Raw genomic sequence first — 14,981 nt, forward strand, 5'->3', positions numbered from 1 at the left:
GTGGTCCGGCCGGCTTAAAAAAAGCCCGCAACCACCGCGCCCGAACAGGCCGGAGGCCGAAATCACCAGACGGCCACTGAGACGGCCGGCCGGACCACCCGCCCACCGCAGCGGGCACGGCGAACAAGCCGTGTACCCGAACGAGTCAGACGAGATGCCGGCCCGGAACACCCGCTCACCGCAGCGCACAGCGAAAACCCGCCATGCGGCACACAGCGAGAACCGCACCCGGAAAAGTCAGACAAGACGCCAGTCGTGACGCTCCAGGAAAGCGCGCTCTCCGGTGGCGTACTCGGTGAAAGCGGTCTGCACCGCCTCCAGGTCGGGAACATGTGTGCGGAACATCCGGTTCCGGACGCTGTCCTTGTACTCCAGTTCGTAGCCCGAGATCTCCGGCGAACTCTGCACGAAGTGCTCGCCGAAGACGACCAGCGCCGTGAACGGGTTCTGCGGTGACATGCCGGCGAGCGCGTCACGGATGAGCTGAAGGTCCGGCGAGACCACGATCATCCCGTCACCCGTACGCATCTCCATGGCGGGATAGACGCCGCGCGGAGACAGGTTGTGCACCAGGCCGCGCTGCGGGTCGTAGCAGACCAGCCCGCACTCGGCGGCCAGGGCGAAGACCTCGGCCGCCACCTCGTCGGCCCGTTCCAGGTCCACGGTCACCAGGGCGAAGGCCGCGGAGAGCCGCTCGGCCTCGGGAAGCCGCTCGACGAACGCCGCCACCCCGGGGTGACCCTCCTCGGGCTCCTGCCCTTCGGGGTGGGACCTTCCGCCATGCGGCCTCCCATGGCGGAAGGTCTGGAAGACGTGCTCAGCGTGTTCCCTGGTGATCGGCTTGTGCTCGTGCCAGACGGCCAGTTCGAAGCTCACGCCCCCATTGTCCTCCGAAGGACCCTCCCGGCCGACCGGAAGGTCGTACCGCCCGGGGGAAGAAGGCTCCTACGCCGGGGGTCTGTCGGCGATGAGGATCTCCGACAGCACCGCGGTGCAGAACGCGCAGCGCCTGGCGGCGACCGGGATGTCGCTGAGGCACTCCGGGCATTCCTTCTCGGTGGCCTCCTTGTTCCGGTCGAAGTAGCCGATCAGCCGGGTCATCGGCATCACGACGAGCCAGTAGATGACCGCGGCGATGATCAGGAAGCTCAGCAGGTGGTTGATGAAGTCGCCGTACATGAACTTGGCGCCGTTGACGGTGAACACGTACTCCGAGAAGTCCGGTTCCCGGCCGCCGGTGACCGCCCCGATCAACGGCGTGATGAGGTCCTTGACCAGAGCCTGCACCAGCCCGCTGAAGGTCGCCCCGACCACGACCGCCACGGCCAGCTCGACGAGGTTCCCTCTCAGTAGGAACTTCTTGAATCCACCCATTCCTCATGTCCTCCACTCGTGAAGAAGGGCCGCTGCCCGGGGAGGGCGGCGACCAGAGTTCCGCTGTTTTCCGGCAGTCCACCGGAGCCCCCTGATGGGTGGTCTGGACGGAGGTTAACGCGTCCGACTGAGAATATGCGGAGCTGGAAGCCTCGGGACTGTTACGGGTTGGACGGGACAGCTGGTGTGAAAGGTTAATATCGGCGCAGTTCGCGAGCGAGGTGGCCGGATGGACTTTCGTGTGCTTGGCCCGGTCGAGGTGACCGCCGACAGCGGGGCGGTAGTGGACATCGGCCCCTACCAGCAGCGGCTGGTGCTGGCGATATGCGTCCTCGCGGCCCCGCGACCGGTCGGGCCGAACCGGATGATCGACGCCCTCTGGGAGGACGCCCCCCCTCCGGGGGCGCTCAACACCGTGCAGGCGTACGTCTCCAAACTCCGCCGCGTCTTCGAGCCGGGCAGGCCGAGGGAGGTGCCCCCGAAGGTCCTGACCAGCAGGCCGGGAGGCTACCTCCTGGACGTCCCCGCCGCCGCGATCGACCTGGGCAGGGTGCGGGGGCAGATGGCCGAGGGCAGGAGCCTGGGCGCGGCGGGAGATCACGAGGGGGCGGTGCGGGAGCTGCGGCTGGCCCTGGGGGAGTGGCGCGGAGAACCGCTCGACGGTCTCGCGGAGTCCTCCTGGGCGGCGGAGGAGCGCGCGCACCTGATCGAGTTGCGGCTGACGATCGAGGAGGACCTGGCCGAGGCGGAGCTCGCGCTCGGCCGGGGAACGGCGGCGACGAACAGGCTGGCCAAGCTGGTCGCCGCCCATCCGTTCAGGGAGCGGCTGCGGGCGCTCGCCGCCCACGCGCTCTACCAGGCGGGGCGGCAGGCGGACGCGCTCGGCCTGCTCGCCGAGGGACGCCGGTTGCTGATGGAGGACCTGGGTCTGGACCCCGACCCCCGGTCGCGGGAGATGGAGCGGCGCATCCTCGGGCAGGATCCCGCGCTGAGGCCCAGGCACACGGCGGAGCACGCGGGAAGGACAGCCGTCGTGGCGGCGGCGACCGGTGCCGAGACGGCGGCAGGGGCGGCGGGGCCGGTCGGGCCGGAGAACGGCACCGGGCTGGTGGGCCGGCAGGCGGAGGCCGGAGTTCTGGAGCGGGCGGTCACCGGAGACGGGCACCGGGTGGTGCTGCTCGCCGGGGAGCCGGGTATCGGCAAGACCAGCCTCGCCGAGTACGCGGCCGACGTCGCGCGGGCGCGGGGCCGGCGGGTGGTGTGGGGCCGCTGCTGGGACGGCACCGGCGCGCCGCCATTCTGGCCCTGGACACAGGCGGTGCAGGACCTGGTCGGCAGGGTCGGCGAACTGCCGCAACTCGCCGGAGCCGGAGCCGGGACCGGGCAGGCGGGGCAGTTCGAGTTGTACGAGGCGTTCGCCCGGCTGCTGAACGAGCACGGCCGGGTGCTGGTGGTCCTGGACGACCTCCAATGGGCGGACACCTCCTCGCTGCGGTTGCTGGAGTTCCTGGCCTCCACCCGGCTGTGCCCGGAGCTGGTGGTCGTGGCCACGTACCGCGACACCGACGTGCGTCCCGGCGAGTCGCTGGAGCGCACCCTCGGCGTGCTGCTCCGGCTGCCGCACGTGCGGCGGCTCCTGTTGCGCGGCCTGGCGGAGGAGGAGATCCGCGAGTATCTGGGACGGGCGGGCGCCGACCCGGGACGGGCCGGGGAGATGGGCAGGCTGACCGCGGGCAATCCGTTCTTCCTGGGTGAGGTGCTACAGCTGGGGGAGACCCCCGAGGCGCTCTCGGACGTGGTGCGCGGCCGGATGGCCCACCTGCCACCCGACACCGAGGAGGTGCTGACCGTCGCGGCGCTGCTGGGCAGGGAGGCGGCGACCGACATCCTGACGCACGTGGCGGAGTTGCCCGAGGGGCGGGTCCTCGACATCGTCGACGCCGCCGTGGGGGCCCGGCTGCTGGTCGAAGGGGAGGGGGCGAGCTGCCGGTTCGTCCACGACATCGTCCGCGACGTGCTGCGCGAGGCGCTGCCGCCGCTACGCCGCAGGAGGTTGCACACGCGGATCGCGGAGGTGCTCCAGGAACGGAACGGGACGCGGCTGACCGAGATCGCCCACCACTGCCGCGAGGGCCTGCTGACTCCCGCGATGGCGGGCAGGGCCATCGGCTACACCCGGCGCGCGGCGGCCCAGGCGACCGCGCAGTTCGCCCACGAGGACGCGGTGGAGAGCCTGGAACAGGCGATCGCGTTGATCGACCGGCTGCCGGGGGCCGACAACGGGCTCCGCTGCGACCTCCTGCTGGACCTGGCCGAGGCGCAGGCGGCCTCGGGGACGAGCGGCGCGGCCCACGCCTCGCTGGAGGCCGCGGCGCAGGCCGCCGAAGGGCTCGGCGACGACAACCGGCTGGCCAGGGCGGTGCTGGGTTTCTCAAACCCGATCTATCTGGCCATGTACGAGGAGATGACCGGGATCGACAGGCTGGCCGAGCGCATCGACCGGGTGCTCGCCTCCGACCTCGTGGAGGACTCGCCGTGGCGGGCCCAGTTGCTCGCCGCCGCCGCGCTGACCGGCTCCACCGGCCGGCCCGTCGAGCGAAGCGTGGCGATGGCGGAGGAGGCGGTGCGGCTGGCTCGCCGCACCGGGGAGGACCGGACCCTGTCCAGGACGCTGATCGCCCTGGAGATCCTGCTGCGGTCCGGCCACGATCACGACCGCCGGCGGGCGGTCGTCGCCGAGATCGTGGACATCGGCCGCCGCACCGGCGACCTGGCCACCGAGTGGATCGGCAGGGAGAACGAGTACGTCGAGCTGAACGCCCAGGGCGCCGCGGGCCCTGCCGCGGAGCTGCTCGTCTGGCTGCGGGAGAGCGCGGAGAGGCTGCGGCTTCCCTCGATGGTCAGCCTGGCCGCCTGGCAGAGTGCGGTCCATGCCTACCTGGCCGGGCGGTTCACGGACGCGCTCGCCGAGGCCGACGCGTCCGGCGCGGCCCACCCGGAGGGTGCGCTGGGCAGGGGCGACGCGCTGCTGCGGCGGGAGACGTTCCGCTTCCTGGAGCTGCGGGCCGAGGGCGCGGCGGGCGAGGCGCTCGCGCTCTCCGATGAGATGCTCGCCCACCGTCCGGGGCAGATCCCCTGGCGGATCCTGCGCTGTCTGGCCCTGATCGACCTGGGCAGGACGGACGCGGCACGGGAGGTCTTCGCCGAACTCGCCCGCGACGGCTTCGCGGCGCTCGGCCCCGAGCTGGCCTACCGGTTCGTCCCGGACGCCGTCAGCGAGATCTGCGCGGCGCTCGGCGACGAGGTCGCGGGGAGGATCCTGTACCGCAGGCTCGCCCCGCACGCGGGACGGTTGCTCGGCTGGTCGCTGACCGACCTGTGCCTGGCCCGGCTGGCCCTGCTCGACGGTGACGAGGAGCGGGCCGGAGTTCACCTGCGGGCGGCGGAGGCGTTCGCCGCCGGGGCGGGTCCGCGCGTGTACGAACCCGCGATCCGCGCGCTGGCCCAGGAGTTTCGCCCGGCCTGACCGGGGTCCGTCCAGGCATGTCGTCGGGTGACTCCGAGATCACTTTCGCAGGAGTGGAGATGTGCGCATGGCCAGGCTGAGACGGGGCATATCTGTTCACCGCTGAAGGGGCGGTGCAATGATCGAGATATGGCCGGGTGATCCCTATCCTCTCGGGGCCACCTACGACGGCGCGGGGACCAACTTCGCGCTTTTCACCGAGGCCGCCGAACGTGTCGAGCTGTGCCTGTTCGACGAGGAGAACCGGGAGACACGGGTCACCTTCACCGAGTGTGAGGGCTTCGTCTGGCACGGCTACCTGCCCGGCGTCGGTCCCGGACAGCGGTACGGCTACCGCGTGCACGGCCCGTACGATCCGCGGAGGGGACAGCGGTGCAATCCGGCCAAGCTCCTGCTCGATCCGTACGCCAAGGCGGTCGAGGGGGACGTGAACTGGGACGAGGCGGTGTACGACTACCGCTTCAGCGATCCGGAGAGCCGCAACGACGCGGACTCGGCCGCGTTCGTGCCGCGCTCCATTGTGATCAACCCGTTCTTCGGGTGGGGGCACGACCGGCCGCCGAGCACTCCGTACCACAACACGGTGATCTACGAGGCGCACGTCAAAGGGTTGACGATCAACCACCCGAAGATCCCTGAGCGGATCCGGGGCAGCTACGCGGCGATCGGGCATCCGGAGATCATCGATCACCTGACCGCCCTCGGGGTGACGGCGATCGAGCTCATGCCGGTACACCAGTTCGTCACCGACCACGTCCTCGTCGAGCGGGGGCTGACGAACTACTGGGGCTACAACAGCATTGGGTTCTTCGCCCCGCACAACGCCTACTCCAGCACCGGGCAGCGCGGCGGGCAGGTGCTGGAGTTCAAGGCCATGGTCAAGGCCCTGCACGAGGCGAACATCGAGGTCATCCTCGACGTGGTCTACAACCACACGGCCGAGGGCAACCACATGGGCCCGACGCTGAGCATGCGGGGCATCGACAACACCGGCTACTACCGTCTGGTCGACGACGACAGGCGGTACTACCTGGACACCACGGGCACCGGCAACAGCCTGTTCATGCGCTCCCCGCACGTGCTTCAGATGATCATGGATTCGCTCCGCTACTGGGTCATCGAGATGCACGTGGACGGTTTCAGGTTCGACCTGGCCGCGACGTTGGCGCGGGAGCTGCACGAGGTCGACCGGCTGAGCGCCTTCTTCGACCTGGTCCAGCAGGACCCGGTGCTGTCACAGGTCAAGCTGATCGCCGAGCCGTGGGACGTCGGCCCCGGCGGCTACCAGGTGGGCAACTTCCCCGCCAGGTGGACCGAGTGGAACGGCATGTACCGCGACACGATCCGCGACTTGTGGCGGGGCGAGCCCGCCTCGCTGCCCGAGTTCGCCTCCAGGCTGACCGGCTCCAGCGACCTCTACCAGGACGACAGCCGCCGCCCCGCCGCCTCCATCAACTTCGTCACCTGCCACGACGGGTTCACCCTGCAGGATCTCGTCTCCTACAACGGCAAGCACAACGAGGCCAACGGCGAGGACAACCGGGACGGCACCGACGACAACCGCTCCTGGAACTGCGGTGAGGAGGGGCCCGCCTCGCTGGCCATCGAGTCGCTGCGCGAGCAGCAGAAGCGCAACTTCCTGACCACTCTTTTCCTGTCCCAGGGCGTTCCGATGATTTCCCACGGCGACGAGTTGGGCCGCACCCAGCGGGGCAACAACAACGTGTACTGCCAGGACAACGAACTGAGCTGGGTCGACTGGTCCGACGTCAGGGAGAACTGGCTGCTGCTCGAGTTCACCCGGCGGCTGGCCAGGCTCCGCGCCGACCACCCGGTCTTCCGGCGGCGCAGGTTCTTCTACGGGCGGCCCGTACGAGGCTCCGAGGAGAACCTCAGCGACATCGCCTGGCTCACTCCGAGAGGGGAGAAGATGACCGACGCCGACTGGAACGTTGGCTATGCCAGGTCGCTGGCCGTCTTCCTGAACGGTGAGGCCATCACCGAGCCCGACCGCAGGGGGCGGCAGATCGTCGACGACTCGTTCCTGCTGCTGTTCAACGCCCACCACGACGTCATCAAGTTCACCCTTCCGAAGGACTACGGTGAGATGTGGCTGACAGAGATCGACACGGCGATGCCGATCACGGTTGACACCCGGGTCTGCCGGGCCGGAGAGAGCGTGCCGGTGGTCGGCCGCTCGGTGAGGGTGTTGCGCCGTGTCTGAGCCCATCACGCAACCCACCCCCGAGCCCGCTCCGCTGGAGCCCGCGCCCACCGTGGTCCCGCCCGAGCCCGTGCCCACCGTGGTACCGCGAGAGCCGGTGCCCGGTGTGGTCCCGCCGCAGGTCGCCCACGGCGAGGTCCCGGCGGACCCCGGGGCGGCACTGTTCGGCGAGAACGTGCCGGAGCCGGTGGAATTCCCCGAGGAGGTACCCGAGCCCCCGCCCTCGCCCGACTCCTACGAGGTGCCGGTCTCGACCTACCGGCTCCAGCTGACCCCCGACTTCGGATTCGACAAGGTGGCCGAGCTGGCCCCGTACCTGCGGGATCTGGGGGTGAGCCACGTCTACCTGTCGCCGATCCTGCAGGCCGTGCCGGAGTCGCGGCACGGCTACGACGTGATCGACCACTCGCGCGTCCGCGAGGAGTTCGGCGGGATCGAGGGGCTGCGGGCGATGTCGGCGACGCTCGCCCAGCACGGGATCGGCATCGTCGTCGACATCGTGCCCAACCACATGACGGTCCCGGTGCCGGAGTCGGACAACGCGCAACTGTGGTCGGTGCTCGCCGAGGGGCAGAAGTCGCGGTACACGTCCTGGTTCGACATCGACTGGGCCGGCGGCGACGGCAAGGTGAACATGCCGGTGCTCGGCGACTCGGGGGAGGCGGTGGTCGACGGTGACGTGCTGCGCTACCACGACCACGTCTTCCCGCTGCCGGACACCAACTACCGGCTGGTCGACTGGCGGCGCGGGCCCGGCTACCGCCGGTTCTTCGACGTCTCCTCGCTGATCGGGCTGCGGGTGGAGGACCCGGAGGTGTTCGACGCCACGCACGCCGTCATCCTCTCGCTGGTCCGGGAGGGGGTCATCCAGGGGCTGCGGGTGGACCACCCCGACGGGCTCGCCGAGCCGCGCGGCTACCTGTCGCGGCTGCGCGCCGCCTCGGGTGTGTGGACCGTGGCGGAGAAGATCCTGATCGGCTCCGAGCGGCTGCCCGCGGACTGGGAGTGCGACGGGACCACCGGCTACGAGGTGCTCAACCGGATCACCGGGCTGTTCGTCGACCCGGCGGGGAAAGAGCCGCTGGTGGAGCTGTTCACCCTGCAGACCGGTATGCCCGCCGGCTACGCCGCGGTGGTCCGCGAGTCCAAGGCGGAGGTGCTGAGCCTGTTCTTCGACGCGGAGATCGACAGGTTGCACGCCGTCGTCGGCTCCGACCGCCGGACACTGGTGGAGTTGCTCGCCGCGATGCCGGTCTACCGGGCCTACGCGGTGCCGGGCGAGCCGGTGCCGGAGATCTCGGCCCAGATCGTCGAGGAGGCCGGACAGGTCGCCGCGGGGCGGCTGCCCGAGGGCGCCCCGGTGGCGGAGGTCGTCCAGCGGGTGCTGGCCGGGCCCGCAGAGGCGGTCGTCCGCTTCCAGCAGACCTGCGGCCCGGTGATGGCCAAGGGCGTGGAGGACACCGCCCTCTACCGCTGGTACCCGCTGTCCTGCCTGAACGAGGTGGGCGGCGAGCCCGACAGGTTCGGCGAGCCGATCGAGGAGTTCCACGCGTTCTGCCGGCGGATGTCGCCGGGCACGATGACGACGCTGTCCACCCACGACACCAAGCGCTCGGAGGACGTGCGGGCCCGGCTGGCCGTGCTGTCCGAGCTTCCCCAGGAGTGGGCGGCGGCGGTCGGCGAGTGGTCCTCGAAGGTCTCCTTCGACCCGGCCCTGGACTACCTGGCCTGGCAGAACCTGATGGCCTCCTGGCCGATCGGCCCCGACAGGTTCTTCGACTACCTGTTCAAGGCGGCCCGCGAGGCCAAGACCTCGATCTCCTGGGCCGCCCCTGACCCGGCCTACGAGCGCGGCATCCGCGACTTCGTCACCCGGGCCGTCGAGGAGTGCGGCGCCTCGATCAAGGAGTTCGCCGCGCGGATCGAGCCGTACGCCAGGTCCAACTCGTTGGGCCAGAAGCTGGTCCAGCTCATGCTGCCCGGCGTGCCCGACCTCTACTGGGGCAACGAGATCACCGACTTCTCCCTGGTCGACCCGGACAACCGCCGCCCGGTCGACTTCCCGCTGCGCCGCCGGATGCTCTCGGCGGCCCAGGCTCACGCGAGCCAGGCCCATCCGGAGCAGGCACACCCGAGTCCCGCCACCGAGGGCCTGTCCTGGGACGAGGCCAAGCTGGCGATCACCAGCCGGGCGCTGGACCTGCGGCGGAGGCTGGACCCCGCGGCGCCGTACGTCCCGATCGAGGCCGGGGAGCACGCGGTCGCCTTCGCCAGGGGGGAACGGGCGGTGGCGGTGGCCACCCGGCTGCCGGTCGGCCTGGAGCGGCGCGGCGGCTGGGGGAGCAGCACGCTCACCCTGCCGCACGGTACCTGGCGGGACCTGCTCTCCGGTGCCGAGCACACCGGCAGGATCCCGCTCGCCCACCTGCTCTCGGTCCACCCCGTCGCACTCCTGGAAAGGGACTGAGCATGTTCGAGGTCTGGGCGCCGCGGGCGACGGCGGTGGATGTGGAGATCGGCGAGGTGCGCTATCCGATGTCGTCCGCGGGCGGCGGCTGGTGGTTCGCCGAGGTGCCCGGTGCCGGGCACGGCACCGACTACCGGTTCCGGCTGGACGGGGGCGAGGCGCTGCCCGATCCCCGTACCCGCTGGCAGCCGGAGGGGATCTTCGGCCCGAGCCGGCTCTACGACCACGACCGCTTCGAGTGGGGGGACGCCCTGTGGCGGGGGCGTGACCTGCCGGGCTCGGTCATCTACGAGCTGCACATCGGCACCTTCACCCCCGAGGGCACCTTCGACGCGGCGATCGGCAAGCTGGAACACCTGGCGGAGCTCGGCGTCGACTTCGTGGAGATCATGCCGGTGCCGCCGGTGCCCGGCGGGCGCAACTGGGGCTACGACGGCGTGGACCTGTGGGCCGTCACCGACAACTACGGCGGCCCTGACGGGCTCAAGCGCCTCGTGGACGCCTGCCACCGGCGCGGGCTCGGTGTGATCCTCGACGTCGTCTACAACCACCTCGGTCCCTCGGGCAACTTCCTCGCCCCCTTCGGCCCCTACTTCCACTCCACCGCCTCCTCCTTCTGGGGGCAGGCGGTCAACCTGGACGGCCCCGGCTCCGACGAGGTGCGCGCCTACCTTGTCGGCAACGCGATGCAGTGGCTGCGCGACTACCACATCGACGGCCTGCGGCTGGACGCCGTGCACGCCCTGCGCGACGACCGGGCCGTCCATCTGCTGGAGGAGATCGCCGCCGAGACGGAGGCGCTGTCGGCGGCCGTGGGCAGGCCGCTGACGCTCATCGCCGAGTCCGACCTCAACGACCCCAGGCTGATGACCCCCCGCGAGGCCGGGGGGTACGGCCTGGCGGCCGCCTGGAACGACGACGTCCACCACGCCCTGCACGTGGCGGTGAGCGGGGAGCGGCACGGCTACTACGACGACTTCTACGGGGCACTGCCCAAGGTGCTGACCCGCGCCTACTACCACGACGGGACCTACTCGTCCTTCCGGGGGCGGTCCCACGGCCGATCGGCGGCCCACCTGCCCGGTTACCGCTTCGTCTGCTGCGCGCAGAACCACGACCAGATCGGCAACCGCGCGGAGGGCGACCGGCTGGCGCCCGAGGCGCTCCGGCTGGCCGCCGGGCTCCTGCTGACCTCGCCGTTCACTCCCATGCTGTTCATGGGGGAGGAGTGGGGCGCGCGCACGCCGTTCCTGTTCTTCACAGATCACGTCGAGCCGCGGCTGCGCGAGGGCGAGGCCGACCGGCGGCGGCGGGAGTTCGTCGGCTTCGGCTACGACGACTGGGCGGAGAAGGCCCCCGACCCCGGCGAGGAGCTGACCTTCCTGCGCTCCAAGCTCGACTGGAGCGAGCTGGACGACGACGCCCACCGGGCCCATCTCGACTGGTACCGGGCCCTGATCGCGCTGCGCCGGGCACATCCCGAGCTGACGGACCCGAGACTGGACCGGGTCCGGGTCGACCACGGCGAGTCCTGGCTGGTCGTCCACCGGGGAGGACTCAGGGTGGCGGCCAACCTCGGCCCGGTCCCGCTCACCGTCAGGCTCGGGCCAGGACGGTCCGCGCCCGGCCACATCCTGCTCGCCTCGGAGGCGTCGGCGACGGTGCGGGAGGAGGAACTGTCCCTGCCCGCCCGCTCCCTCGCGGTGGTGAGACTGAATCCGCCCGGCTGACCGCCGCGGTGGCCACGGGCTCAGTCGGCCACCTGGTCGCGAAGATCCTCCGAGTACGGGGAGAAGAACGTCTGGTCCCGTACGTACCGCGCGGCCTCGCCCCGGGCGTAGCCGCGCAGCAGGGCCGCCGGGACGCTCAGCGCCACCTGACCGGCCTGGTAGGAGGCGATGGCCCGGACCAGTTCAAACCGGTGCGCCGGGTCGAGCGAGCCGCCCAGCATGCCCATGCAGTGCTGCAGGACGTTGACGTTGCGGCCGATGCCGGCCTCGACGGCGAAAGCCGCGTGGAAGAGGCGCGCGTAGTCGGCGGCCAGCTCCTCGCGGGGCCGCGTGCCCGCCTGGGCCACCACCCGCCCCGCCTGCCGGTAGGCCACGGGGTGGTGGGCCAGCAGCTGCATCTTGTGCCGGGCGTGGAAGGACACCAGGTCCCGGGGGCGCCAGTCGCTCTCCAGCAGCGCGCGGAGCCGGAGGCCGGCGAAGATCCGCTCCATGACGGCCGTGCCGTCCGTCCAGCCGTTCACGCCGCGGCCGGGGTGAGGATGTCGGACAGGCGGCGCAGTCCGCGGGCGGTACGGGCCTTGACCGTGCCGAGTGGGACGCTCAGCCTCTCGGCGATCTCCCGCTGGGTCAGGTCGCCGTAGTAGGCCAGTTCGATCGCCTGGCGCTGCGGCCCGGGCAGCTTGGTCAGCGCCCAGCGCACCTGGTCGCGCTCGGCCATGCCGTCGCCGTCGATCCTGCCGTCGTCGCCGGCCGGATCCGCCACCACGTCCAGCGGCACCGTGCGCAGGGTGCGCATCCGAAGCTGGTCGACCGCGCGCTTGTGCGCGATGCCGAGCATCCAGGCGGGGAGGCTGCGGGCCGGGTCGAAGCGGTGCCGTGACCGCCAGACCTCGGCGAACACGATCTGCTGAAGGTCCTCGACCTCCTGCTGCGGCACGAATCGCCGCAGGTAGGAGCGGACGAGGGCGCCGTGGGCGGTGAAGCACTCGGCCAGGGCCGCATCGTCGCCCTCGGCGAACCGGATGTTCAGGTTGTCCGTCATGACGCCTCCGTCCGTCGAGAAAACTTATTCAAAACCTATTCATACCCGGCCGGTCGATGTGATCGCAAGCAGGGCACGGCGGCACGCCGGTCAACGGGAGGGGAGAAGGGGGTCCGGTCCGCCGGTGAAAAGCCGGAACTCAGGCCAGAGCGGCGAGGACGCGGGTGAGTGCGTCCTGGAACGACGTGACGTGGGGGACCGACGCCGGCAGTCCCTCCCACCAGCCCGGACCGCCCGCGACGACCAGGCTCGGCGGGCGGAGCACGGGCAGCGACGCGAGCGGGGCGGGATCACCGGTCGCAGGCAGCTGGGACCAGACGAAGACCACCGAGGGGCCCAACCGGCGCATCGCGTCCGCCAGCGCCGGGTACGGGGTCCTGGCACCCAGCACCCGGGTCTCCACCCGGTGGTCGGTGGTCAGCGTGGCGGCCAGCGCGTAGATCGGCAGGCTGTGCTGCTCGTCCTCGGCGCAGGCGAGCAGTACGGGGCGGGTGTTGACCGGCTGGGCGGGACGCGTGGTGAGCTGGATCAGCGCCGCCAGCAGCCGGTCGGAGAACAGGTGCTCGATCTCGACGCTCGCGCCGCTCTCGGCCTGGCGGTCGCAGATCGTCTCGAAGACCGGTATCACCAGCCGCTCCCAGGTCCACGGCACGCCGTGCCTGACCAGCGACGCCTCTATCCAGTCGTAGACGGTTCGGCTGTCCAGTGTCATCGCCGCCCGCGCCAGCATCGCCGCCGTGGGGACGCCGGGCCGCTCCGCGACGGGAGAGGAGGGGATCTCCTCGGTGCCCGCCTCCGGAGCCGCCGGTGGGACGACCTCGATCCTCAGGACCTCCCGTGCCGCGTCGGAGGGGGGAACCCCGCTCCTGATGAGCCGGTTCATCTCCTCCAGGCGCCACAGGTCGCGGGCGTCGTAGCGCCGATGCCCCCCGGGGCTCCGGCGGCTCGGACCCACGCCGTAGCGTAGGTTCCAGGTCCGCAGCGTGGGGGCGGGCACGCCGAGGCGTCGTGAGACGGCGCCGATGCCGTATCCCGGCTCCTCGTCAGCGGTCACCTGTCGCTGCCTTTCCATCCCATCCCATTTCAAGCCCGCTACCGCCGTACCAGCGTGACCGGCGACACGAGCGGCCGATCCCCGGACATTCCTTCGACTTCCGAGCTCCGGCGGATGCAACCGGCGGAGCGTGACCCGGCGAAGGGGAAACGTGACCGATACTGTGATCGTTTTGTTCAGCCGCGATCTCCGGGTGCACGACCACCCGGCGCTCGCCGCCGCGTGCGAGCGCGCACGTCATGTCATACCACTCTTCGTCATCGATCCCGACATACCCGCGGGCAACCGCCTGGGATTTCTCGCCGAATGCCTGGCCGACCTGCGCGGATCGCTCCGCGAGCGGGGCGGTGAGCTGGTGGTGCGCAGGGGTGACCCGGTCGCGGAGACGATGCGCCTGGCGGGGGAGTCGGGGGCCGGGGCGGTCCACACCGGCGTGGACGTCAGCGCCCTCGCGCACCGCAGGCAGCGGCGCCTGGCGGCGGAGTGCGAGCGCGCGGGGGTGGAGTTCCGCGCCTTCCCCGGCCTGACGGTCGTGCCGCCGGACGCGCTCAGGCCGTCGGGCGGCGGTGACCACTACCGGGTCTTCACCCCCTACTGGCGGGCCTGGAGCCGGCAACCACGCAGGGACGTGCTCAAGGCCCCCGGCGTGGTCCATGTCCCCGAGGGCCTGAGCCCCGGCAGGCTGCCCGAGCCCGGACACGAGACGTACGAGCTGTTCAGGGGTGGTGAGACGGCCGGGCGCCGGAGGATGGAGCAGTGGTTGAGACACTGCGTGGACGACTACGCCGACGGCCACGACGACATGGCGGGCAACCGCACCTCCAGGCTCAGTCCCTATCTCCGTTTCGGCTGTGTCTCGCCGCTGGAGCTGGAGTCGCTGGCCGGGGAGGCCGGGGACGCCGGCGAGTTCGTCAGGCAGCTGTGCTGGCGGGACTTCTTCCATCAGGTGACACGGGCCTTCCCGCGGATCAACCGGGACGACTACCGCCCACGCGGGCACGAGTGGTGCGACGACGAGCACGCGGCGCAGGCGTGGCGGGAGGGCATGACCGGAATCCCCATCGTGGACGCCGGGATCCGGCAGATGCTCGCCGAGGGCTGGATGCACAACCGGGCCCGCCTGATCGTGGGCTCGTTCCTCGTCAGGCGGCTGCGTGTCGACTGGCGTGTCGGGGCCGACCACTTCTTCGAGCGGCTGCTCGACGGCGACGTGGCCAACAACTACGGCAACTGGCAGTGGGTCGCGGGGACCGGCAACGACACCCGGCCCAACCGGCCCGTCAACCACATCCGGCAGGCCAAGAGGTACGACCCGGAGGGTGAGTACGTCCGCCGCTACGTCCCCGAGCTCGCCACCCTGCCGAAGCGGGTGATCCACGAGCCGTGGAAGCTCCCCTCGGGCGTCCCCGGCTACCCCGCGCCGCTCGTCTCCATGGCCTGACGTGAGTGCTCCGGCGCCGAAAACCCCGCCGGTGGGCGGCCTTTCCAGCTCCCGCTGATCCAGACCTTCCGCCGGGTCCAGGGCGGTAAGTCCTTCACCGTGCTGGTCAACCACTACAAGTCC

General features: G+C 71.0%; 10 protein-coding genes. 5 read left to right on the forward strand and 5 right to left on the reverse strand.

What is annotated here, in order from left to right:
* Positions 1–237 precede the first annotated feature (237 nt).
* The gene (locus tag AB0K21_RS44275) at positions 238–876 is read right to left on the reverse strand and encodes a hypothetical protein (RefSeq protein ID WP_343975801.1); all 639 of its coding nucleotides are present in this window, start codon (positions 874–876) and stop codon (positions 238–240) included.
* Positions 877–945: 69 nt separating this feature from the next.
* Entirely contained in the window at positions 946–1,374 is a 429-nt protein-coding gene (mscL, locus tag AB0K21_RS44280; protein WP_343975798.1) for a large conductance mechanosensitive channel protein MscL, read from the reverse strand.
* A gap of 229 nt (positions 1,375–1,603) precedes the next feature.
* Here mscL and AB0K21_RS44285 point away from each other — a divergent pair, with 229 nt between their 5' ends.
* From AB0K21_RS44285 to treZ, 4 genes are all read left to right on the forward strand, one after another.
* Entirely contained in the window at positions 1,604–4,900 is a 3,297-nt protein-coding gene (locus tag AB0K21_RS44285) for a BTAD domain-containing putative transcriptional regulator (RefSeq protein ID WP_364159149.1), read from the forward strand.
* Positions 4,901–5,018: 118 nt separating this feature from the next.
* Positions 5,019–7,124 (forward strand): glycogen debranching protein GlgX, encoded by a 2,106-nt coding sequence (glgX, locus tag AB0K21_RS44290; protein WP_343975792.1) that lies wholly within the window; start codon positions 5,019–5,021, stop codon positions 7,122–7,124.
* A complete protein-coding gene (gene treY, locus AB0K21_RS44295) occupies positions 7,117–9,591 on the forward strand; it encodes a malto-oligosyltrehalose synthase (protein ID WP_364159153.1) in 2,475 nt (824 codons plus the stop codon). Before glgX ends, treY begins: the two co-directional genes overlap by 8 nt.
* A gap of 2 nt (positions 9,592–9,593) precedes the next feature.
* A complete protein-coding gene (treZ, locus tag AB0K21_RS44300) occupies positions 9,594–11,321 on the forward strand; it encodes a malto-oligosyltrehalose trehalohydrolase (protein ID WP_364159156.1) in 1,728 nt (575 codons plus the stop codon).
* Positions 11,322–11,341: 20 nt separating this feature from the next.
* Here treZ and AB0K21_RS44305 read toward each other — a convergent pair whose 3' ends face one another.
* The 3 genes from AB0K21_RS44305 to AB0K21_RS44315 form a co-directional block, all read right to left on the reverse strand.
* Positions 11,342–11,842: a YbgA family protein gene (locus AB0K21_RS44305; RefSeq protein WP_343975783.1), complete on the reverse strand. Its 501-nt coding sequence runs from the start codon at positions 11,840–11,842 to the stop codon at positions 11,342–11,344.
* Positions 11,839–12,363, reverse strand: coding sequence for a sigma-70 family RNA polymerase sigma factor (locus tag AB0K21_RS44310; RefSeq protein ID WP_343975780.1), 525 nt, complete (start codon positions 12,361–12,363; stop codon positions 11,839–11,841). The genes AB0K21_RS44305 and AB0K21_RS44310 overlap by 4 nt, the downstream gene beginning before the upstream one ends.
* 139 nt (positions 12,364–12,502) lie before the next feature.
* On the reverse strand, positions 12,503–13,417 hold the full coding sequence (locus AB0K21_RS44315) for a MerR family transcriptional regulator (protein ID WP_343975777.1): 915 nt from the start codon (positions 13,415–13,417) through the stop codon (positions 12,503–12,505).
* 151 nt (positions 13,418–13,568) lie between these two features.
* On the opposite strand from AB0K21_RS44315, the gene AB0K21_RS44320 reads away from it, so the two are divergent.
* A complete protein-coding gene (locus AB0K21_RS44320; protein ID WP_343975774.1) occupies positions 13,569–14,858 on the forward strand; it encodes a deoxyribodipyrimidine photo-lyase in 1,290 nt (429 codons plus the stop codon).
* Positions 14,859–14,981: the final 123 nt, after the last annotated feature.

It is taken from the genome of Streptosporangium sp. NPDC049248 (assembly GCF_040678965.1).
Lineage (GTDB): Bacteria > Actinomycetota > Actinomycetes > Streptosporangiales > Streptosporangiaceae > Streptosporangium > Streptosporangium fukuiense.